The sequence below is a fragment of the Kitasatospora sp. NE20-6 genome, assembly GCF_045862635.1.
Window position 1 is genome coordinate 47,261 of sequence record NZ_BPRL01000059.1, and the last position, 22,127, is coordinate 69,387.

Consider the following 22,127-nt stretch of genomic DNA (forward strand, 5'->3'; position numbering starts at 1 on the left):
ATAGCCGCCCCCGCGGGCCGCCCGCAGGCACCCCGCCCTGACCTGGAGTCAGACCGCGAGTCTAGACCTCGGGTCCGACACCGCACACGGCTGTGCGGGAAGAGGGTGCCCGGCCGGGTCCGCCCTCACGCGGCCCCGGCGCACCGAGGGTACGTACCGGGTGCGTCCGGGTGTCGTGCAGGTGCCGTACGGGTGCAGCGGCCCGGTGCGCGGACGGCCGGTGCGTGGACGGCCCGGAAGGCCGGGCCGCGGTGGCGTCGGGGGCGCTGCCGGTGACGGAGCGTACCGCCGGACGGGTGAACCGGCCGCCGGACCGGCGGGAGCCCGTGGCGGGCTCCGCCGCCGGGTGCGACGACCGGGGCCCCGCACCGGCCCCGGCCCCGGCCGGCCCACCGGCAGCGGCGGCAGCGGTGGCGGCACGGTGCCGCCCGGGGTTTGCTCGGGGAATCGGGTGGTTCGGTCCGACCCGCCGGAGGGAGTGGTTCCCCCGTGAGTGGCATGAACGGCCTGCCGGGCCCGCCGATCGCCGGCCCGCCCGGGTCGCCGGAGGCGGCGCTGATCGCGCTGTCGCCGGTCGGCCTGCACCTGCTGGACACCCGCCTGCGGCTGGTCCGGGCCAACGCCGCGGGCCGCCTGCTCCGCGACTTCCCCGTCGACCGCATGCTCGGCCGGACCCTGGCCGAGGTGCTGGAAGCCTGCAACGTGACCGGGCCGAAGGCCGTCGAGCGCGCGATGCGACGGGTGCTGGAGACCGGCCGCCCGCTGCCCGGCCTGCACGTCCGGGCGCGCAGCCGCACCCGTCCCCCGCTGCAGGTGACGGTCTCCGCCGCCTGCTTCCGCCTGCAGAGCGCCGACGGCACGGTGCTCGGCCTGGCCGTCTCCCTCACCGACATCACCGCCCGCGTCCGGGCGGAGGCCGGACTGCGCCTGCTGAACCGCGCCGTCACCGGCGTCGGGACGACCCTGGACGTGTTCCGCACCGCCGAGGAGTTCTGCGACGTCGCCGTGCCGGAACTCGCCGACACCGTCGCCGTGGACGTCATCGACCCGGTGCTGCGCGGCGAGGCCCCCGCACCCGACGCCGTGCTCGCGAACGCACCGCTGCGCCGCGCCGGCTTCCGCTCGGTCGCCGACCCCGACCGCCAGGGCGTGCCGATCGTCGGCGAGAGCGGCACCTACCCCTTCGGGACGCCCTACCGGAAGGCGCTCGCGGACCTGGCCCCGGTGCTCGTCGACGACCTCGGCGCGCAGGGTGACTGGCTCGACCCCGCGCGGCGGCGCGACGCCCGGCTGCTCGCCGTCGGCGTCCACTCGATGATGGTGGTGCCGATGCGCGCCCGCGGCGTCGTCCTCGGGCTGGCCTGCTTCTACCGCTGGCGCAACCCCATGCCGTTCGACCGCACCGACCTCGCCCTCGCCGAACAGCTGACCGCCGCCGCCGCGCTCTGCCTGGACAACGCGCGCCTCTACAGCCGTGAACGCTCGGTGGCCCGGATCCTCCAGCACCAGCTGCACCACGCGCCCACCCTCGCCGACGCGGCCGTGGAGACCGCGCACGCCTACCTCCCCGCCGGTGCGGGCGGCGGCTGGTTCGACGTCGTCCCCCTGTCCGGCGCCCGCGTCGCCCTGGCCGTCGGCGACACCTCCGACCGGATCGTCAACGCCGCCGGTGCCATGGGCGAGCTGCGTGCCGCCGTCGCCGCCCTGTCCGACCTCGACATGCCGCCCGACGAGCTCCTCGAACGCCTGCACGACCTCGCGGGCCGGCCCGTGCCCGGCCCGGCCGACCGCGGCGCCGGGCCCCGCCAGAACTGGCCCGCCAGCTGCCTCTACGCGATCTACGACCCGACCACCCGGATCTGCACCGTGGCGTCCGCCGGCCACCCGCCGCCCGTCCTCCTGCACCCGGACGGCGAGGTCGAAGTCCTCGGCCTCGCCCCCGGCCCCCTCCTGGGCCACGGGAACGCCCACTACACGGCGGTCGAGCACACCCTGCCCGAGGGCAGCACCCTCCTCCTGTACAACACCGCGCTCTTCGGCGCCGCCCCCGGCCCGCACCCCCCGGACATCCCCCTCGACCGGCTCCGCGCGGTCACCACCGCGCCCCGCGGACCCCACGCCACCCTGCAGGACACCTGCGACGCCGTCGTCGACGCCCTCGCCCCCGAACAGCCGTTCCAGGACGCCGTCCTGCTCCTCGCCCGCACCCGCGTCCTCGACGCCGCCCACACCGTCGCCTGGACCCTCCCCAACACCCCGCAGGCCGCCGCCGAGGCCCGCCGGTACGCCACCGCCCAGCTCGCCGACTGGGGACTGAGCGACCTCGCCGACGAGACCAGGCTGATCGTCAGCGAACTCGTCACCAACTCCGTCCGCTACGCCCGCGGCCCCATCGAGCTGCGCCTCATCCGCGACCGGGCGCTGATCAGCGAGATCACGGACGACAGCGGTACCGCCCCCCGGCTGCGCCGCGCCGACGACACCGACGAGGGCGGGCGCGGGCTGTTCATCACCGCCCACCTCACCGACCGCTGGGGTGTGCGCCCCCGGGGCCGCGGCAAGACCATCTGGGCCGAACAGGTGCTCCCGGATCCGCCGGGGCCCGAGCCCGAGCCCGAGCCGCCCGAACCGCCCGAGCTGCCCGAACCCGCGGCCCCGTCGGGCTGAGAGCGCTCTCAGCGGCGGGCGGCGGCCGACGCGCCCGCCCGGGGACGCCGCCCGCAGCCCGCAGTCCGCCGGTCGACCGTCCCGGGCGGCACCGCGGCCGAACTGCGTGGCGACCCGGGAGGAGGAGCGCTATGCTCCCCGCCCATGACCACTCACTCCGTTCCCGGAACGGGGGTCCTGTCCGCGCAAGGTGAGTGCTGATGCTCACTCAGACCGCGAACGAGGAAACCCGCCTCTCCTTCTGGCTGCACGTACGCGAATTCGCCGTGCCGCCCTCCATGATCGAGGCTGCCACCGCCCGCCGCCTGGCCGGTGACTGGGCAGCGGCGTGCACCGCCGCGCACATCGATCCCGACGTCGACCTGCGCTCCCTGGCGCGCACCCGCGGCGCCGACCTCGCGGCCCGGATCCGGGCCGACCTCCGCCACCTGGCGCCCGACCTGCTGCGCTGGCACATGCCGCGGATCGCCCCCCGGGGCCTGCTGCGCCCGGGTCTGACGATCACGCTGGCCCGGTACGCCGTCGCGGACCGCGACGGCGGGCGCCCGGTGCACCTCGTGGCCCGGACACCACCGGCCTGGGCGGACGCCGGTCAGCGGATCAGCCTCGCGCTGTGGGACGGCTCCCACCCCGAAGCCTTCGCCCCCGGCCACCCGCACCCGCATCCCGACCCGCGGTTCCGCCTCGACCTGCACCCGCACCTGTGGGACGCCCGCAGGGCCGCCGAGCTGCGGACCCGCTCCGGAGCGGACCGGCCCCCCTCGGACGGCGACCCGGCCACCGCCCCTGCCCTGTCGGCGACCCTGCCGCAGGGGCACGGCTGCGCCGTCGACCGGTGGGCGGCCGAGGCGGCGATCCTGCTCCACGCCGAGAGCCGGCCCGCGGACAGCGCCGCCGCCACCGGCCCGGGCCCGGGCCCGGGTATCGCCACCGCCACCGGCGCGGTGGCCGGCACGGTGGCCGTGCGGCTCGGGGCGCGACGGTGGCTGCACCTGGACGTGGACCCGGGCCCGGACGGCATCCGCCCGGGCCCGGCCGTCCTGCGGAACGCCGCGGCGTCGACCGGCAGGCACGCGCTGTCCGTGCTGCCCGACGCGGCGACATGGGTGCTGCCCGACCTCGAACTCCTCCGCTCCGGCGCCGTCGAGGTCGACCGGCTGCACCCGCTGGTCGCCCCGGCCCTCGTCCCGGGCCATGTGCCGGCCGGACCGTCCGGGGCCCAGGCCGCGGCCGGGCAGTCCCGCCTCGTCGACTGCCGGGGGGCCCGGCACCGGATCGGCCTGGTCGACGGGGTCCTCGTCCCGCTGGACCACGGCCCGGCCGAGATCCGCCGCGAGGAACTGCTCGCCGCACTGACCGGCACACCGTTGCCCTGTCTGCAGGCGATCGACCGGGCGCACCGCAGCCCGGAGAGCCTCCCCGACGTCCGGGAACGCCTGCGCCACGGCGACATCACCGGTGCGCTGGCCGTCGTCGAGGGTCTGCTGGGCGCCGACGCGCGACTGCGCAGCGGCGCCCTGAGGGACGAACTGGAGGCGGCCGCGCAGCGGCGCGTCACGTACGGGCTGTTCAGGGCCGGGCTGTTCAGAGCCGGGCTGACCGGGCCCGGCCAGGCCGCGCCCGACCGCCGCCGTCCGCGGGAGCGCCGCTCCCACCCGCGCCACGTGCGCTTCCACTGACTCCGGGAACCTCCCTTCCCCTGCCGCTCCGCGGCCCACCACGACTCCTGAGGTGATCGACCATGCCCATGGCCATGCCCGCGCACACCCTGCCCACTGCCACCTTGTCCACTGCCGCTCTGCCCGCCCACACCCTGCCCGCCCACACCCTGCCCGCCGCCGCCCTGCCCGCCCTGCCCGCCCCGACCGCCCCGACCGGCACCTGTGCCGACCCGGCCCGGGCCTCCCGGCTCGACGTCGCCGGCGACCTGCTGGCCCTGCTGCGCACCCACACCACCGAACCGCGCCCCGACGTCCAACTGGAGGCCCTGACCCTGGCCGTGGCCGCCGACCTGCCCGTCCTCCTGTGGGGGGAGCCGGGCATCGGCAAGACCGCGGCCCTCACCCAGCTCGCCGAGGCCCTGGAGCTCCCGCTGACCACGGTGATCGCGAGCGTGCACGAGCCGTCCGACTTCTCGGGACTGCCGATCCTGGGCGACGACCCCGCGGAGCAGGGGGTTCCGATGGCCCCGCCGGACTGGGCCGTGCGGCTGGTCCGGGCCGGCCGGGGGCTGCTCTTCCTCGACGAGCTGTCCACCGCGCCGCCGGCCGTCCAGGCCGCCCTGCTCCGCGTCGTCCTGGAACGGCGGATCGGCGCCCTGCAACTGCCCCCCGGCGTAAGGATCGTGGCCGCCGCCAACCCGCGGTCCTCGGCGGCCGACGGGTGGGAGCTGAGCCCGCCGCTGGCCAACCGGTTCGTCCACCTGCAGTGGACGCACGACCACGACGTGGTGGTGCGCGGCCTCGGCGGGACCTGGCCCCGGGCCACGCTGCCGCAGCTCGACCCCGCCGGGCTCCCGGAGGCCGTGGACCTCGCCCGCCGCGCCGTCTGCGGGCTGCTGGCCGCCCGCCCCGCGCTCGTGCACCGGCTGCCCACCACGGAGACCCGCCGGGGCGGCGCCTGGCCGTCACCCCGCAGCTGGGAGATGGCCCTCTGCCTGACCGCCTTCGCGACGGCCGCCGGCGCCTCCCGCGAGGTCCTCTCCGTGCTCGTCCGGGGCGCGGTCGGTGACGGCCCGGGGCTCGAACTGCTGGCCGCCATGGACCGGATGGACCTCCCTGACCCCGAGTCGCTCCTCGCCGACCCGGCGGGGGCCGAGCTGCCCGAGCGCGGCGACCTGCGCCAGGCCGTGCTCGACGGCGTGGTGGCGGCGGTCCGCAACCGTCCGGAGAAGTCCCGCTGGGACGCGGCATGGACCCTCCTCGTGCGGGCGCTGGAGACCGGCGCCCCCGACCTGGTGGTCGTCCCCGCGACCACCCTCGCCGCACTGCGCCGGGAGGACTGGGACGTGCCGGAGGCGATCGAACGGTTCGCCGGGGCGGTGGCGCTCTCCCGGCGGGCCGACCGTACGGCGGACCTGGTGGCGGCCCGGACCGGGTCCGCGACGAAGGTCGGCCGGTGACGCCGGTGACGCCGGTGGTGCAGGTGACGCCGGGCGCCCCGGAGACCACCGGAGCCCTGGACCTCGACAAGCTCTACGCCGCCCGGCTGTACGCCGCCCGGGTGCGGCCCTACATGGCGACGGCGCTGTTCGCGCTGCACACCGTGGAGTCCCGGACGGTGCCGACGATGGCCGTCGACCGGTACTGGCGGTGCTACGTCTCGCCGGCGTTCGTGGCCCGGACACCGGTGGACGAACTCGCCGCGGTGTGGGTCCACGAGGTGTCGCACCTGCTCCGCGACCACCACGGACGCAGCGACCGGGTCGCCCGGGAGCTCGGACTCACCGGGCCGGCCGAACGGCTGCGCATGAACATCGCCGCCGACTGCGAGATCAACGACGACGCCTACGGGGAAGGGCTCGTGAGCCCGGAGGGCGCCGTCCGGCCGGGCAACCTGGGGCTGGGCGACGGGGCGCTCATGGAGGACTACCTCCGGCAGTTCCGGCTCGGGCCGTGGACCCAGGACCTGGCCTGGCTGGACTGCGGCAGCGGCGCCGACGGGCACGAACGCCCGTGGGACCTCGGGCCGGACGGCGCGTACGGCCTCAGCGCCCAGGAACGGGACGCGGTGCGGTTCCGGGTCGCGCAGGGCATCACCGCCCGGCCGGGGAGCACCCCGCAGGGGTGGAAACGGTGGGCCGAGGAGGCGTTCCACCCGCCGCAGCAGTGGCGGGAACTGCTCGGTGCGGCGGTCCGCTCGGCGGTCACCGGCTCCGGCGCGGGTGACGACTACACCTACGGCCGGCCGGCGCGGCGCTCGGCCGGACTGCCCGGCGTGGTGCTGCCGAGCCTCCGGCGCAGACCGCCCCGGGTGAGCGTGGTCGTCGACACCTCCGGTTCGGTCAGCGACACCGAACTCGGCAGCGCGCTCCTGGAGGTCGCCGCGATCTCACGGGCCGTCGGCGGACGGCGCGACCTGGTCACCGTCCTGTCGTGCGACGCGGCCGCCCGGGTCGTGTACCCGCTCTGCCGCGCCGAGGGCATTCCCCTGGTGGGCGGTGGCGGCACGAACCTCCGGACGGGCTTCGCCGCAGCCCTCCGGGCGCAGCACCGACCGGACGTCATCGTCGTGCTGACCGACGGCCAGACGCGCTGGCCGGCCACGCGTCCCCCCTGCCGGACGGTGATCGGCCTGTTCGACCGGCCCGGAAGGAGCCGCGCCCGGGACGAGGACGACCCCGACTACGTGCCGGACACGCCACCCGACTGGGCGCGCGTGGTCACCATCGGCTGAGGCCGTGCGGCCGTGCGGCCGTGCGGCCGATCGTCGCCCGGGCCGCCGCCCGGGAGTCGCCGTCCGGGGGCCGCCGCCCGGGTCCGTGACCGGCGGAACGACCCTCCAGAATGGACCGACACGCCGACCGAACCCGGGAGACCGATCATGACCGCCGAACCCCGTTGGACCGTCCGCCCGGCCGAGAGGGGCGACTTCGCCGTCTGGCGTGAACTCTTCCGCCAGTACGGCGAGTTCTACCGCGTGGAGATCCCGGACGAGCGGTTCGCGCTGGTCTGGTCGTGGATCGGCGATCCGTCGCACGAGGTGAACTGCCTGGTCGTCGCAGGGGCCGACGGCACGCCGGTGGGTCTGGCCCACTACCGGCCGTTCGCCCGGCCGCTGGCCGGCGGGGTGGGCTGTTACCTCGACGACCTCTTCGTGGATCCCGCCGCACGCGGCGGCGGCGCGGTGGACGCCCTGTTCGCCCGGCTGCGCGCGATCGCGGTGGAGCGGGGCTGGAACACCGTCCGCTGGATCACCGCCGACGACAACTACCGGGCCCGCTCCAAGTACGACCAGGTCGCCACCCGCACGCCGTTCCTCACCTACGACATGGCGCCGGAGGCCTGAGCCGTCGTCCGGCCCGCCGCCGGCGGGCACCGGCTGCCCCGTGAACAGCCGGTGCCCGCCGACGGGTTCACTCGGCGACCGGCACCGCCGTGCGTCGCGGCGGTGCCGGCGCGTCGTCGTCGTTGACGGCGGCGAGGACGGCGAGCCGCTCGGGGGTGTCCTCCGGGCGGAGGAAGCCGATCAGGGTGAACAGCACGAGGGAGGTCAGCACCGGAGTCGCGGTCGACACGGACGTCGGCAGGCCCGTGATGCCGTAGTTGGTGAGCCAGAAGGCGAACAGGCCCACCGACCAGGAGGTCAGGGCCGCGGTCGGGCCCGAGCGGCGGAAGAACGGCAGGGTGCCGAGCAGCAGCGGGATCGAGATCGGGCCGATCAGCCCCGCGACCCACTTGATCACCACGGTGATGATGTCGTGGAACGTCGGCGAGTTGACCTGCGTGGCGACCGCCATCGACAGACCGATGAACGCGACGGTGGCGATCCGGGCGGCGAGCAGCCCGGCGCGTACGTTCCAGGCGCGGGCGGCGCGGGAGAACACCGGGATGACGTCGCGGGTGAAGACGGCGGCGATGGCGTTGGCGTCCGAGGAGCACATCGCCATGGTGTGCGAGAAGAACCCCGCGACCACCAGCCCGAGCAGGCCGTGCGGGATCAGCGTCTCGGCGAGCAGCGCGTACGCGTCGGAGGCGTCGGGGCGCTGCGCGTGCACCAGCAGCGGTGCCACCCACATCGGGAAGAACAGCACGGCGGGCCAGACGAGCCAGAGCACCGCCGAGAGGCGGGCGGCCCGCTTGGCCTCGGCGGCACCGGGTGCGGCCATGTAGCGCTGCGCCTGGTTCCACATGCCGCCGTTGTACTCCAGCGACTTGATGAGCAGGAAGGCGAGCAGGAAGCCGGTGGTGTACGGGCCGGCGACGGGATGCGCGTGGCCGGCGGGCAGCTTGTCCCACACCGTCCAGAAGCCGGAGATGCCGCCGATCTTGGCGAGGACGGCGATCAGCATGACCAGCCCGGCGATCAACTGGATGACGAACTGGCCGAGTTCGGTGAGGGCGTCGGCCCAGAGCCCGCCGACCGTGCAGTACAGCGCGGTGACGGCACCGGTGAGGACGATGCCCTCCAGGATGGAGAGGCCGGTGAAGGTGGCCAGCAGGGTGGAGATGGCGGCCCACTTGGCGCCGACGTCGACGACCTTGAGCAGGCCGCCGGACCACGCGATCGCCTGCTGGGTGGGCACGTTGAAGCGTGCGGCGAGGAACTCCAGCGGCGAGGCGACGCGCAGTTTGGAGCGCACCCGGTTGAGCCGGGGCGCGAACAGGGTCGCTCCGGCGCCGACGCCCAGGGCGATCGGGAAGGCCCACGTCCAGTAGGAGGTGGCGCCGTAGCGGTAGGAGATGCCGGCGTAGCCGGTGAAGATGATCGCGCTGTAGCCGGACATGTGGTGCGAGATGCCGGCGAGCCACCAGGGCATCCTGCCGCCGGCGGTGAAGTAGTCCTCGACGGTGCCCACGCGGGCGTGGGACCAGGCGCCGATGGCCACCATCACGAGGAAGTACCCGCCCAGAACCAGCCAGTCCAGGGTGTGCATGTCGTTCGGCCTCCCGGCTCTCCGTCGGCCTGTGGCCGTTGCCGCTGCCGCCCTGCAGTGATTCACATGTATGGACGGCGTTGACCTATGTGAATTGCCGGAAACATAGCCACTCCCCGACCCGGTGTCCACAGTCCTGACAGGATCAGGTCGAACGGTCGGACATGTCCAGCACGGGAGGTGTGCCCCGGCGTCCCGGGAGGCGTGCGGCCCCACGGCGGTTCGCCCGCAGGGGAGTTCACGTATGTGGGGTACGGTCGACGGCCTGCGCGTCCGGCCGGCCGGGGCGGTCCTGGCCGGACGGCCCCGGCCGGCCGGACGCGGTCACCGGCGGACGACAGCGGGGCCGACCCGGGTGGGAGGGCCCGGGGGGGTCGGTATCGGTGATGTCGGTATCGGTGATGTCGGTGTCGGTAGTGGTGTCGGCGAGCGGGGGAGGGGCTCAGGTGAAGTCGAGCGAGCCCGTCCGGGTGCGCTTGAGCTCGAAGAACGTGGGGTGGCCCGCCAGCAGCCGTACGCCGTCGAAGACCCGGACCGCTTCGTCGCCGCGCGGTACGGCCGTCAGCACGGGACCGAAGAAGGCAGTGCCGTCGACGTGGAGGGTGGGTGTGCCGACGTCCTCGCCGACGGGGTCCATGCCCTCGTGGTGGCTCTTGCGCAGGGCGTCGTCGAACTCGGTGCTGTCGGCCGCGGCGGCGAGGTCCTCGGGCAGGCCGACCTCCGCCAGCGCCTCCCGGATGACCTGGTCGTCGGCGGCGCGGCTCTCCGGGTGGAGGCGGGTGCCGAGGGCGGTGTAGAGGTCGCGGAGCACGTGGTCGCCGTGGAGCTGGGCCGCGGCGATGCACACCCGTACCGGGCCCCAGCCCGTGTCGAGGAGCCGCCGGTAGCGCTCGGGGAGGTCCTCCCGGCCCTCGTTGAGCACGGACAGGCTCATGACGCGGAAGTTCAGGTCGAGCTCGCGGTGCCGTTCGACCTCCAGGATCCAGCGGGAGGTGATCCAGGCGAACGGGCAGATCGGATCGAAGTAGAAGTCGACTGTGGTCTTCACCCGGCCGAGGCTAGGGCCCGGAGTGGACCGGTCGACAGGTCCATTTCCGCACCGGATTCCTGGGCCATTTCTGCCCCGCCGGGTGCGGCGCACCGCCTCCACCGGAAGGCCGCCCGGGGCGGACGGGCGGCGGCGGGATCCGGACGGCCCGCCGGACGAAGGCTGCTGACGGGACATCAGTGCCGACCGGTGCCGTGCAGTGCTCGGCCTGTCGCGCCCCCGGAACGCGGGCGGCGGCGCTACGGTGACCGGATGATCACGCCCGTCTCCCAGCATGCCGACCTCCTCGCACAGGGGCTCCGCGAGGCAGCGGCCGCCCGGATCGCCGCACTCCGTACCGTCCTGTGCGCGCCGCCACCGCCCCGCGAGGCCGATCGTCACCGCTGGGAGCTGCTCCTCGACGACGAGCAGCGGAACGCCCTGGCGGAGACCTCCGACCTGGTCCGGCTCCGCGACGAGGCGGGGCGCGCCTGGGTGGAGGACCGGTGGGGCGACCTCGCGGATCTCGCGCACCGGCACCGTCGGCAGCTCCCGCTCGGCGACACGCTCATGGACTCGGTCCGCCGGATCGAGGACGCCACCGGTGCCCGGCGCTCCGACAGGTTCGAGCCCGCGTCCTGAGCCCGAACTGAGGGTCCGAGCTGAGGGTCCGACCCGAGTCCGCCTCAGGGGCCGGAGGACGCGGCCGGGTGGCCGGGTGGCCGGGTGGCCGGGCGGCCCGGCGGCGGAGGCCCGGTGGAGGGGCAGCGGCGCAGGTGGAGCGGCTGTCGGGCCCGCCGGTCCGGCGACAGCGCCGCGACCCGGCCGGTATACAGTCCGAAGCGGCTTCCCCGGAGGAGGGCCGGTCCGCCCCCACGAGGACCGCACCAGGGTGGACCGGGCCGGGCCGCGCGCCCGTCCGATCCGCGGAGCCCTGCCGTCCTCCAGCCACCCCTGCACACGCCACGGCCTTCCGAGGGACCATGTCAGCCATAGCCTCGCCCGCCTCGCCGCACCCCTCCCCGGCCGTCCCGCCGCGCCACGGCGCCGTCACCGTCGCGCTGGCCTGCTTCGGGATCTTCGTCGGGTACCTGCCGGTGGTCGGCGTCTCGGCGTCGCTCCCGGTCATCCAGCAGGGGCTCGACGCCTCCACCGAGGGGCTCCAGTGGATCACCGACGCGTTCATCCTGCCGACCGCGGCGCTGCTGCTGACGTTCGGGATCATCGGTGAGCTGTACGGCCGGAAGAAGACGTACGCCGGCGGCCTGGCGGTGTTCTCGCTCGGCTGCCTGGTCTGCCTGACGGCCGAAGGCGTCGTCCAGGTCTGCGTGGGGCAGGCACTCGCCGGGGTGGGCACCGCCGCCCTGTTGCCCTCCACGCTCGGGCTGATCAGCCATGTCCGTCCGGACCCGAGGGCGCGTGCCACGGCGATCGCGCTGTGGACGGCCTCCCTCGGCCTCGGCCTGACGCTCGGCCCGCTGATCAACGGTGCGATCGTCGAGCACGCCACCTGGCGGTGGATCTTCCTGCCCTCGCTGGTGCTCGGCGTGCTGTGCCTCGCGGTGGGAGCCGTCGTGCTGGAGGACTCGCGTTCGACGCGCGAGCGGCACCTGGACGTGCCCGGGCAGATCCTCGCCGCGGTGGCCGTCACGGGGCTCGTCTACGGCGTCATCGAGGGCGGCAGCGCCGGCTGGGGGTCGGGGCCGGTCGTGGCCGCGTTCGTGGTGGCGGCGGTCGCCCTGCCGGCCTTCGTCGTGGTGGAGCTGCGGTCGCCGTGCCCGATGCTGGACATGCGGCTCTTCCGGTCGCCGGCGTTCTCCGGGACGGCGGTCGTGATGGCGCTCGTCCTGTTCACCCAGGTCGGCCTGGTCTTCTCGCTGAGCCTGTACTTCGGGCTCGTCCACCACGCCTCGACGTGGGACATCGGGGTGCTCCTCGCCGCGCTCAACGGCTTCACGGTCGTGCTGGGCCCGGTCGTCGGCCGCCTGATGAACCGGACGTCACCCGGGCAGGTGCTGGTGGCAGGCCTCGTCGTCGCCGCGGCAGGGGCCCTGTGCGTGCGCCTCTTCGACGCCTCGACCACCATCGGCGGCGCGAGCCGGGTGACGGCCGTCCTGGGCATCGGCATCGCGCTGGCCATGGCGCCGATCACCACGATCGCGATGAACAGCCTGCCGCACCACCTCGCGGGGACGGCCGCGGCCTCCAACAGCGCCCTGCGGCAGATCGGCAGCGCGTTCGGCCCCGCCGTCTTCGGCGTCCTCCTCACCCACCGCGTGCTCGCCACGCTGCCGGCGCATCTCGCCGACTCCGGACTGGGGGCCGCCGACCGGAGCCAGGCCCTCGACGTGGTCTCGCACGCCGGCATCCACGCGGGCGCGTTCCTGCACCTCGACACCCCGGACGCCACCCGGCAGGCCCACGCCGCCTACGCCGAGAGCTTCACCGACGCGCTGCACACCTGCGCGCTGGTCGGCGGGGCCGGTCTGCTCGCTGCCGCGCTGATCGCGCTCGTCACGGTGGGGGTGCGTCCGCGCGCCGCGGCCGGCCGGGCGCGGGCGGAGCAGCGCGACTGAGACCGGCCCTGCAGGTCCCGCGGGCCCGAAGCCCGCGGGCCGCGGACCGCGTACCGTCCCGGCCGGACCGCCACCGGTCACCCGCCGGGTGCTCGCGGCGCAGGCCCTGGTGGCCGCGGCCGCCGCGGTGCTCGCCTTCGCGGTCGGCGCCGTGCTGCGCCGCGGCCGGCTTGCGATCCCCGTCTCGGTCGAGGCGGTCGTCGTCCCGTCCGCGGTGGCCGTCGTCCCGCTGTTCGCCGACGGCCTGGCGCAGCGGCTGCTGCGGGTGACACCGGCCGCGGGTTTCGCCGTGCAGCAGACCCTCGTCGCCCATCCGCAGGTCGTCGCGCCCCACGTGCCGTCGGAGGGGTGCTTCCCGCTCCCGTGGTGGGCCGGACCGGCCGTGCCGGCCGCGTACGCGATCGCGGTCCTCGGCCTTGCGCTGCACCGGCTGCCGCGCACCGGGCCGGGCAGGGGACGGACGGCAGCTGACGCCGCCACCGCCCGGTCAGCTGCCGGGCGAGTCGGAGGAGGCCTCGCGCAGCTGCTCCACCTCCGCCTCCAGCTCGGCGACCCGGGCCTCCAGCCGCTGCACGTCCTGGGCCGCGGCCGAGTACGCCTTCTTGTGGTTCTGCGCCACGTGGGAGAGCGTGTCCACCCGGTCCGCGAAGGCGTCGCGCTCGTCGGCGATCGGCTGCACCACGTGCACGGTGACGGCCTCGGCGATCCAGTCCACCCACGCGGCGATGTGCTGCGCGCCGTCGCTCCCGTGGAGCGTCGCGCCGTGCAGCCCCTCCAGCATGGCCGGGCGGATGGTGTCGGCGATGCGCCGGTGCGGGCCGGACGGCTCGGTCACTGCTGCTCCTGCATGACGGTGCGGAGGCCGACGGAACGGCCCCGGGTACGGACGAAGCCGATCATTCCACGCTCCGCCGCCCGCCCGCCGGGCCCGCCCTCCGCCGCGCCCCCGGGGACCGCTGCGCAGTCCGGGGATCCTGCGCTTCCTGGCCGAACAAAACCTTTTGACCTGCGGAGAACCCGCCGCGGTAGGGTGCGCCGACCGGCCGCCGGACATCGATGGACAGCGCAGGACAGATGACGACCGAACACGACGAAGACACCGCCGCCGCAGCCGTCCTGGCCGTCGGACTGCTCCGCTCGGGCGATCCGGGCGGCGCCCGCCGCGCGGCCGAGGAGGCGCTGTCCGCGCACGGGCCGGACACCGCGCTCTACCTGCTGCTGGGCCGGGCCCACCTCGCGGAGGACGACGACGACCACGACGACCTCGCCGCGGCCGCCTACCGCGCGGGCCTCGAAGTGCTGCCCGACGACCCCGACCTGCTCGCCGCCCATGCCGACCTCTGTCTCCGGAGCGACCCCGCCCAGCGGCCGGGCCGCTACGCGCACGGCTTCGTCCTCGCCGAGCGGCTCGGTGCCCTCGCCCCCGGGTCGCCGCAGGCCCTGCGGATCGGAGAGCTCGCCGCGGACAAGCTGGGCTCGGCCCCCGGCCGGCCCTCCTTCCGCCGCATCCAGCGGTACGACGCCCGCCGTGCCCTTTCGGCGGCCCCGGATGCAGGGGTGCCGTCCGACGCCGCGGTGCAGGCCGCCGGACCGGCCGACCACCGACGGCACGCCGTGCTCGCCGAGACCCTGGCTGCACTGTCCCGCCCCGGCGGTCGACTCCTGAGGCCGCTCCTTCGGGCGCCGTCGGCCACCGGGTCCGCCCTCGCCGTGGGAGCGGGTCTGGCGATGCTCGCGATACCGGCCTTCCGCTGGCCCGGCTGGGTGCTCTGTCTGCTGCTCCCGCCGTTCGTGCTGCCGCCGTACCTCCTCCGCCGGCTGCTCCGTGCCGCGGGGCTGCGGGCCGAGGCCGACGTGGTCCTGATCGCGGCGCCCGTTCCGGTCCCCGGCGCCGAGGAAGCCGTCACCGCCGGACCTGTTGCCGAGGAAGCCGTCGCCGCCGGACCCGGCCCCACGGAACCTGACACGCCGGCACCCGGGGCCGCGTCCGCGCCTGCCGCAGGCCCCCGGCTGCCGTTGCCGCCCGTGCCGCCCGTGCCGCCCGTGCCGCCCCGCTCCGTGCGGGAGAGGGCGGTCGCCGTGCTGATCGTCACTGTGATCGTCGGGTCCGGGGTGGGCGCTGCCGCCTGGTCCGGTGCCCGCTACCGGGCGTACCCGCACTACGTGGCGGACCCGCCGCCCGTCCTGCGGCAGTGGCAGCGGCAGTCCGGTACTCCCGCCGCGGCCGTCGCCGAACACCTGGGCTCCGTCTGGACGTCGGCCGGCAGCCGGTCCTTCGGCGCCGCCTACGGGGACGATGGCACGGGCACGGCCAAGGTTGTCGTCGCGGGCGCGGTGGGCGACTTCCACAGTCTGCCCAGCCGTGTGGTGGAGGGGTCCGAGGCCTACCGGGACGACACGGTGATCATGGTCAACCAGCCGTGGGAGGCCGACCCCGGCCCGTACGGCGGCCGGATGCGGTGCTTCTCGTTCACCGGCGCGTCCCGCCAGGAGGTGATCTCCTGCACCTGGGGCGACCACGGAAGTGTCGGCACCGTTCTCATGGCTGCCGACGGCATGTCCCGGGCCGACGCCGCCGAGCTCGCCCGGGTGACCCGCCGACTGGTCCTGCGAAGGGTCGACGGCGGCTGACGTCCCGGGCGGCAGGGGCACGGCCGTCTCCGTGTGCTCGGCCCGGAGGGGGTCAGGGTGCGGCGAGCCGTACGGCCGGGCCGGCCGGGCTCTCGCGTCCGGCGCGGTCGACGGCGGTTGCCGCGTACCAGGCACCGGCCCAGTCGTCCGCCGGCCGGTGGCGGTCGGAGGTGAGGGCGGGCAGCAGGGCGGCCAGGCGGTCGGGGTCCGCCGCGGGGTGCGGGCCGGGGTCGGTGTCGTACCGGTAGAGGGCGTACTGGAACGGCAGGGGACGCCCGGGGCGCGGGGAGGGCACGACCTGCACGGTGCGGCGGTCGGCGGCGAGGCGTACGGACGGGCGCCAGGGTGGGTCGCCGGCTGCGAGGCGCGGCAGCAGCGGTACGAGGGCGGGCCGGGCCCAGTGCTCGGCGGCCAGCTGCCGGATGGCGCCGATGCGGTCGGCCTGGGCGGTGCGGGCGCTGAAGAAGAGGTCGCCGCCGATGCGCGGCAGGGTGGCGTTGAGCGCGAGGTGGCGGGAGAGCTCGGCCGGGTCCTGCCAGGGGGCTGGGCGTCCCGGGGCGCCGGGGCGGGAGGCGGACTGGCCGATCCACAGCTGGGTGTCGGTGCCGGCCGTCTGCTCGGCCCACCACGGCGCGAGGACGGCGTAGTCGGCGATGTCGAAGCCGATGTGCCAGTAGAGCTGGGGTGCGATGTAGTCGACCCAGCCCTGGCGCACCCATCGGCGGGAGTCGCAGTACTGCGCGCTGTAGGCCTCCAGGGCGGTGGTCGCGGAGCCTGCCGGGTCGGAGGCGGCGTTGCGCCAGACGCCGAACGGGCTGATGCCGTAGGCGGCTTCGGGCCGTACCGCGCGTACGCGGTCGCGGAGCCGGCGGACCGTCAGATCGATGTTGTCGCGCCGCCAGGCGGCACGATCGGTGAAGCCGCGGCCGTGCGCGGCGAACGCCTCGCCGTCGGGGAACTCCCGGCCGTCGTGCGACGGATAGGGGTAGAAGTAGTCGTCGATGTGGACGCCGTCGACGTCGTAGCGGGTGACGGCGTCCATGATGGCCCGCCGGACGAAGGAGCGGACGGCGGGGACGCCGGGGTCGTAGTACAGCTCGCCGTCGTAGGAGACCGTCCACTCCGGGTGGAGCCGGGCCGGATGACCGGGCACCAGGCGGGCCGGGTCCGGGTGGATCGCGATCCGGAACGGGTTGAACCAGGCGTGGAAGGCGAGGCCGCGCTCGTGCGCGGCACGGACCATGAACCCCAGCGGATCCCAGCCAGGGTCCAGGCCCTGGACGCCGGTGAGCCACTGCGACCACGGTTCGAACGGCGAGGGCCACAGCGCGTCGGCGGTCGGGCGCACCTGCACGAACACCGCGTTGAACCCGGTGGCCCGCGCCCGGTCGAGGATCGCCGTGAAGTCAGCCCGCATCACCTCCGGGTCCAGCCGGTGGCGGCCGGGCCAGTCCGTGTGGTTCAGGCAGGCGATCCACAGGCCGCGCATCTGCCGTTTCACGGCGGGCCGCTGCGCGCCGTCCGCCGGGGGAGGCGCCGCGACGGCACCGGCCCGGTCCTCGGCGGCGCGCGCGGTGGTGGTGGTGGCTGCGGCGGTGGCGGCGACGCCCAGGGCGGTCAGGAAGGCACGGCGCCCGGTGCGCCGTGCGGACGGCAGGTTCATCCGGCTGCTCCTGGGGACGAGGCGGACCTGTCTCCGGTCGGCAGGGCCGGGACGGGGCTCGCCGGACCATCCCCGCGGGAGGGCCGCCCGGTCGGCCGGTCCCGCGCACGCTCGCCCGGACGGACCAGGGGATACCACCGGATGCCCGGCCGGAACGGGCCCGAGGGGGCGGCGGCGCCGGTGGCCCCGGTGGCTCCGGGCCGGTGACGGTCCGTCCGCCACGACGGTTGCGCTACCGTGTCCGCACCCGCGGCCGGTCCGGCCGTCGTACGAGAGGGACACCATGGACACCGTGCTCGGCCTCCTCCACACCTCTCCCGTGCACGTCGCCACCTTCGACGCCCTGGGAGCCGAACTCGCGCCCGGCATCCGCCTGGAGCACCGGGTCGCCGAGCACGTGCTGGAGCGGGCGCGCCGGGACGGCCCCGCCGCGGTCGCCGGCGCCGTCGGTGCCCTGGTCGACGACCTCGTGGCCGCCGGTGCGACCGCGGTGCTGTGCACCTGCTCGACCGTCGGTGCGGTCGCCGAGGCCACGGCCTCCGGCGCGGACCGGTCCGGCACACCGGTGCCCGTGCTCCGGGTGGACCGGCCGATGGCCGCGGCGGCGGTGGCGGTGGCCACCGGGCCTGCGCCCGCCGCGGGAGGCCCGGCGGCCTCCGGCCCCCGGATCGCCGTCGTGGCAGCGCTGCCCGACACCGTCGGGCCCACCGCCGGCCTGATCGAGGAGGAGGCGGCCCGGGCGGGCCGGGCCGTCACCGTGACGGTCACCCTCGTGGAAGGCGCCTGGGAGCGCTTCGAGGCCGGTGACCGGGAGGGGTATCTCGCCGCCGTCCGTGAGGCCGCGGGCCGCCTCGCCGACGCCGACGTGATCGTCCTGGCGCAGGCGTCGATGGCCGAGGTCGCGGAGGGCTGGTCCGGGACGGTCCCCCTGCTGTGCAGCCCCCGGCCGGGGCTTCTGGCCGCGGCGGCCCTGGCGTCCGTCGGCCCGTCCGCCCCGGTGGCCGCCGGAGCCTGACGGCCGGACAGCTCCGCCGGGAGACCTGCCCCCTGCTTCCGTCCCCGCTGCGCCTCCGTCCCCGCTGCGCCGTGTCAGGGGCGGGGCCACGGGCGGCCGCCGATGCGGCGCTCGATGCCGCTGTTGAACCGCTTGAGGTAGCCCGCGAACGCGGCGATGTCCGCGTCCGGCCAGTCGGCCATGATGTCGTCGAGGATGCCGACCATGGCCTCGCGCTCCTCGTCGAGGTTCCGTTCGCCGTCGGCGGTGATGCGGAACTTGCGGGCCAGGCCGCCGTCCGGGTCGGGGATGCGCTCCAGCAGCCCCGCGCGGACCGCCGCGGCGGTCTGCCGGTTGAGCGTGGAGGCGTCGAGGGCGAAGGCGTCGCTCAGTTCGCCGATGGACATCGGCCCCTGCACGCGGATGCGGCTGAGCAGGATGTACGCGCTGCGCTCCATGCCGCCCTCTTTTCGGCGGCCGCCTCCCTGGCTGAGGAGTCCGTGGCGGCTGAGGAGCATCTGCTCGTACTCGACCTGGCGCGTGGGTCTGACCATCGGTGTGCCGCCTCCTGACCTGGCCGTGACCCCGGTGTTCGCCGGTGTTCGCCGGTGAGCGGGGTGCGGGTGCGTCCCTCCATCGTGCCACAGACTTGTGCATCTGCCACATGACGTGCATGATGCATTGGATGTGCAGTATGCACATTCCTGCTGTTCCGAGTAGCCGAGGAGTCCGAGTGGACGCCCCCCAGACATCGACCCGCACCGGCGGCGTGGTGGCCACGCTCGCCCTCGCGGGCACCACCGCGGCGATCATGCAGACGCTGGTCACCCCGCTCATCGCGGAGTTGCCGCAGATCCTGCACACCTCGTCGTCGAACGCCGCCTGGGTGATCACCGTCACCCTGCTGGTGGGCTCCGTCTGCGTGCCGATCTCCGGACGCCTCGGCGACATGCTCGGCAAGCGCCGCATGCTCCTCGTCTGCGCCGTGCCGCTGGTGGCGGGCTCGGTGGTCTGCGCCCTGGCCTCCTCCGTCGTCCCCATGATCGTCGGACGCGGACTGCAGGGCATGGGCATGGGCATGGTGCCGCTCGGCATCGCCCTGCTGCGCGACGTGGTGCCGGCGGAGAAGCTCAGCTCCTCGGTCGCCCTCGTCAGCGCCTCCATGGGCATCGGCGGCGGCCTCGGCCTGCCCATCTCCGCCGCCGTCGCCCAGTACGCCGACTGGCGTGTGCTGTTCTGGGGCTCCGCGGTGATGGCACTGGCCATCGGGGTCCTGATCTGGTTCCTGGTGCCCGAGGTCCCCGCCGCCGCCAGGGGTCAGCGCTTCGACCTGCCGGGCGCGCTCGGCCTGGCCGTCGGCCTCGTCACCCTGCTGCTGGCGGTCTCCAAGGGTGCCGACTGGGGCTGGGGTTCCGGCACGATCGTCGCCCTGTTCGCCACGTCCGTCGTCGCCCTGCTGGGCTGGGGCGTCTGGGAGCTGCGCACCCGTGACCCGCTGGTCGACCTGCGCACCACGGCCCGCCCGCGCATCCTGGTCACCAACGTCGCCTCGATCTTCGTCGGCTTCGGCATGTACGCGAGCATGCTGATCATGCCCCAGCTGCTGCAGTTCCCGAAGGCCACCGGCTACGGCCTCGGCCAGTCGATGCTCGCCGCGGGCCTGTGGATGGCGCCCGGCGGCATCATGATGATGATCGTCTCCCCGTTGGGCGGCAAGCTCACCAACGCCCGCGGCCCGAAGTTCACGCTCGTCTGCGGCGTCCTCGTCATCGCCGCCGGCTACGGCCTGGCACTCCCGCTGATGGGCACCGCCTGGGGCATCATGCTCGTCGGCATGACCGTCAACAGCGGCGTCGGCCTGGCCTACGGCTCCATGCCCGCCCTGATCATGAGCTCCGTCCCCCGGTCGGAGACCGCCGCGGCCAACGGCTTCAACACGCTCATGCGCTCCCTCGGCACCTCCACCGGCGCCGCCGTCATCGGCGTCGTCCTCTCCCAGATGACCGTCGACCTCGGCGGGCACAGCCTCACGTCGGAGAGCGGCTTCCGCACCGGCCTGATCATCGGCTGCGGCGTCGCCCTGGTCGCGGCCCTGATCGCCGCCACCATCCCCGCCGTCCGCCCGGTCGAGGCCGAGGACGCGCCCGCCGGGGCCTCCGTGGACCCCGCACCGGCCGCCGGGGCCAAGGCCTGACCGAACCCGGTCCGACCCGGTCCGACCCGGTCCGACCCGGGCCGATGCGCGGGTGGGTGAAGTCCCCGTGGACCGGCGCCCGGCATCCCACGGACAGCACCCCGAGGACGGTTCGCCCGCCCGGCATCCCGCCGGGCGGGCGAGCCGTCCGGTGCGTCAGCGGCGGCCGAGCAGCCGGGCCAGCAGGCCGCGGGAACTCCGGGCGTCCTTGCTGCACGCGCAGCGGTCGGACTTCGGCACGCCCGCCAGCACCTGGTCGACGTGCAGGCCGCAGCCGGCATGGGTGGGCTTTCCGCAGGTGCGGCAGGTGACGCGTCGGCACATGGTGCAGTTCCTCTCGGTACGGCCCGCGGCGGGCCCTGCCGCAACAATACCCCCCTGGGTATTTGGCGGGCCGTACTCGAGACGTCCTTCCTCGCCCTCGGCTGACGCGACGGCTCCCGGTGCGGGTGCGGGTGCGGGTTCGGGTGCGGCTGGCCGGCGCGGGTGTGCGGCGGGGTCGGCGTGAACGCGGCCGGTGATTTCCCCGATGCGTCCCCCGGGCGCAGCCGCGACATTGGTCCCGCCAGCCCCCACGGCGGCACCGACCGGCAGCGGGAGAGTGCCCGGGCCCCCACCAGGGCTCGGCGCGTCCGGTGCGGTGCCGCCACGACCGAGAGGACGACTCCGTCGTGCACCAGCAGGACAGCGACACCACCCTCACCACCCGCACCCCCGCCGAGGGCGGTGCCGACGCGCAGGGCGTCGTCGCCGGCCCCCGTCACCGGAGCCGCGCGGGCCGTTCGCGGACCTTCGTGGCGGGCCTGACGGCGCTCCTGGCGTTCGGCGGCCTCGGTGCCGCGGTGGCGCCCGGTGCGCAGGCCGCGGGCAACCCGTACGAGCGCGGCCCCGCGCCGACCACGTCGAGCATCGAGGCCACGAGCGGCCCGTACGCGGTGTCGCAGACGACCGTCTCCTCCCTGCTCGTGAGCGGGTTCGGCGGCGGCACCGTCTACTACCCGACCTCCACGGCCGACGGCACCTTCGGCGCCGTGGTGATCGCGCCCGGTTACACCGCCTACCAGTCGTCGATCGCCTGGCTCGGCCCCCGTCTCGCCTCGCAGGGCTTCGTCGTCTTCACCATCGACACCCTCACCACCCTCGACCAGCCGGCCAGCCGGGGCCGTCAGCTGCTGTCCGCGCTGGACTACCTGACGCAGACCAGCAGTGCGCGGACCCGGATCGACACCAGCCGGCTCGGCGTCATGGGCCACTCCATGGGCGGCGGCGGCACCCTGGAGGCCGCGAAGAGCCGGCCGTCGCTCCAGGCCGCGATCCCGCTCACTCCCTGGAACACCGACACGACCTGGCCCGAGGTCCAGACGCCCACCCTGATCATCGGCGCCGACGGCGACACCGTCGCACCGGTGGCCACCCACGCGGAGCCGTTCTACCAGAGCCTGCCGTCCACCCTCGACAAGGCGTACCTGGAGCTGAACAACGGGACGCACTTCTCGCCGAACTCGGCGAACACCACGATCGCGAAGTACAGCATCTCGTGGCTGAAGCGCTTCATCGACAACGACACCCGCTACGAGCAGTTCCTGTGCCCGCTGCCGCAGCCGAGCCTGACCATCGACGAGTACCGGGGCACCTGCCCGCACACCTCCTGACACCCGCCCCTCCCGCCCGCCGCGACCGGCGGCAGGACCGCCACCACCCGGTGGCCCTGCCGGCGGTCGCGGCGCCGCGGCGCCCGGCAGAAGCGGTGCGGCGCGGTGCGTGCCGGTGCGGCACGCGG

At 75.3% G+C, this 22,127-nt stretch carries 17 protein-coding genes; 11 read left to right on the plus strand and 6 right to left on the minus strand.

Translation table 11 applies throughout. From position 1 onward, the window contains the following. The first annotated feature begins 498 nt into the window (after nt 1–498). The 5 genes from SNE206_RS31225 (at nt 499) to SNE206_RS31245 (ending at nt 7,674) form a co-directional block, all read left to right on the plus strand. Entirely contained in the window at nt 499–2,667 is a 2,169-nt protein-coding gene (locus tag SNE206_RS31225; RefSeq protein ID WP_407916915.1) for a SpoIIE family protein phosphatase, read from the plus strand. A gap of 200 nt (nt 2,668–2,867) precedes the next feature. Further along, nucleotides 2,868–4,346, plus strand: coding sequence for a hypothetical protein (locus SNE206_RS31230; RefSeq protein ID WP_407916903.1), 1,479 nt, complete (start codon nt 2,868–2,870; stop codon nt 4,344–4,346). 251 nt (nt 4,347–4,597) lie between these two features. After that, a complete protein-coding gene (locus SNE206_RS31235; RefSeq protein ID WP_407916916.1) occupies nt 4,598–5,788 on the plus strand; it encodes an AAA family ATPase in 1,191 nt (396 codons plus the stop codon). A gap of 23 nt (nt 5,789–5,811) precedes the next feature. Further along, on the plus strand, nt 5,812–7,062 hold the full coding sequence (locus tag SNE206_RS31240; protein WP_407916917.1) for a DUF2201 family putative metallopeptidase: 1,251 nt from the start codon (nt 5,812–5,814) through the stop codon (nt 7,060–7,062). Nucleotides 7,063–7,209: 147 nt separating this feature from the next. Next, entirely contained in the window at nt 7,210–7,674 is a 465-nt protein-coding gene (locus SNE206_RS31245; RefSeq protein ID WP_407916904.1) for an N-acetyltransferase family protein, read from the plus strand. A gap of 67 nt (nt 7,675–7,741) precedes the next feature. On the opposite strand, the gene SNE206_RS31250 is transcribed toward SNE206_RS31245, so the two are convergent. Both SNE206_RS31250 and SNE206_RS31255 read right to left on the minus strand, forming a co-directional pair. Beyond that, nucleotides 7,742–9,262 (minus strand): sodium:solute symporter family protein, encoded by a 1,521-nt coding sequence (locus SNE206_RS31250; RefSeq protein WP_407916905.1) that lies wholly within the window; start codon nt 9,260–9,262, stop codon nt 7,742–7,744. Nucleotides 9,263–9,704: 442 nt separating this feature from the next. Beyond that, nucleotides 9,705–10,310 carry a disulfide bond formation protein DsbA gene (locus SNE206_RS31255; RefSeq protein WP_407916906.1) on the minus strand — a complete coding sequence of 202 codons (606 nt, stop codon included), beginning with the start codon at nt 10,308–10,310 and terminating at the stop codon, nt 9,705–9,707. Nucleotides 10,311–10,562: 252 nt separating this feature from the next. Here SNE206_RS31255 and SNE206_RS31260 point away from each other — a divergent pair, with 252 nt between their 5' ends. Both SNE206_RS31260 and SNE206_RS31265 read left to right on the plus strand, forming a co-directional pair. After that, the gene (locus SNE206_RS31260) at nt 10,563–10,931 is read left to right on the plus strand and encodes a hypothetical protein (RefSeq protein WP_407916907.1); all 369 of its coding nucleotides are present in this window, start codon (nt 10,563–10,565) and stop codon (nt 10,929–10,931) included. A gap of 341 nt (nt 10,932–11,272) precedes the next feature. After that, nucleotides 11,273–12,865 (plus strand): MFS transporter, encoded by a 1,593-nt coding sequence (locus tag SNE206_RS31265; protein ID WP_407916908.1) that lies wholly within the window; start codon nt 11,273–11,275, stop codon nt 12,863–12,865. 487 nt (nt 12,866–13,352) lie between these two features. On the opposite strand, the gene SNE206_RS31270 is transcribed toward SNE206_RS31265, so the two are convergent. Further along, nucleotides 13,353–13,700: a hypothetical protein gene (locus SNE206_RS31270; RefSeq protein ID WP_407916909.1), complete on the minus strand. Its 348-nt coding sequence runs from the start codon at nt 13,698–13,700 to the stop codon at nt 13,353–13,355. A 239-nt stretch (nt 13,701–13,939) separates the two neighbouring features. Between SNE206_RS31270 and SNE206_RS31275 the strand changes: the two genes are divergently transcribed. Then, the gene (locus SNE206_RS31275; protein WP_407916910.1) at nt 13,940–15,496 is read left to right on the plus strand and encodes a hypothetical protein; all 1,557 of its coding nucleotides are present in this window, start codon (nt 13,940–13,942) and stop codon (nt 15,494–15,496) included. 52 nt (nt 15,497–15,548) lie between these two features. Here SNE206_RS31275 and SNE206_RS31280 read toward each other — a convergent pair whose 3' ends face one another. Next, nucleotides 15,549–17,159, minus strand: coding sequence for a glycoside hydrolase family 10 protein (locus SNE206_RS31280; RefSeq protein WP_407916911.1), 1,611 nt, complete (start codon nt 17,157–17,159; stop codon nt 15,549–15,551). 292 nt (nt 17,160–17,451) lie between these two features. Between SNE206_RS31280 and SNE206_RS31285 the strand changes: the two genes are divergently transcribed. Further along, nucleotides 17,452–18,174, plus strand: a complete 723-nt coding sequence (locus SNE206_RS31285) for an arylsulfatase (RefSeq protein WP_407916918.1) — start codon at nt 17,452–17,454, stop codon at nt 18,172–18,174. A gap of 74 nt (nt 18,175–18,248) precedes the next feature. Here SNE206_RS31285 and SNE206_RS31290 read toward each other — a convergent pair whose 3' ends face one another. After that, a complete protein-coding gene (locus SNE206_RS31290; protein WP_407916912.1) occupies nt 18,249–18,707 on the minus strand; it encodes a MarR family winged helix-turn-helix transcriptional regulator in 459 nt (152 codons plus the stop codon). Between the two features lie 179 nt (nt 18,708–18,886). On the opposite strand from SNE206_RS31290, the gene SNE206_RS31295 reads away from it, so the two are divergent. Beyond that, complete coding sequence (locus tag SNE206_RS31295) at nt 18,887–20,347, plus strand: MFS transporter (protein WP_407916913.1); 1,461 nt, start codon at nt 18,887–18,889, stop codon at nt 20,345–20,347. Between the two features lie 156 nt (nt 20,348–20,503). Here the strand turns inward: SNE206_RS31295 and SNE206_RS31300 are convergent, their stop codons facing one another. Continuing rightward, complete coding sequence (locus tag SNE206_RS31300) at nt 20,504–20,671, minus strand: hypothetical protein (RefSeq protein ID WP_407916914.1); 168 nt, start codon at nt 20,669–20,671, stop codon at nt 20,504–20,506. 470 nt (nt 20,672–21,141) lie between these two features. Here SNE206_RS31300 and SNE206_RS31305 point away from each other — a divergent pair, with 470 nt between their 5' ends. Next, a complete protein-coding gene (locus SNE206_RS31305) occupies nt 21,142–21,999 on the plus strand; it encodes an alpha/beta hydrolase family protein (protein ID WP_407916919.1) in 858 nt (285 codons plus the stop codon). Nucleotides 22,000–22,127 lie beyond the last annotated feature (128 nt).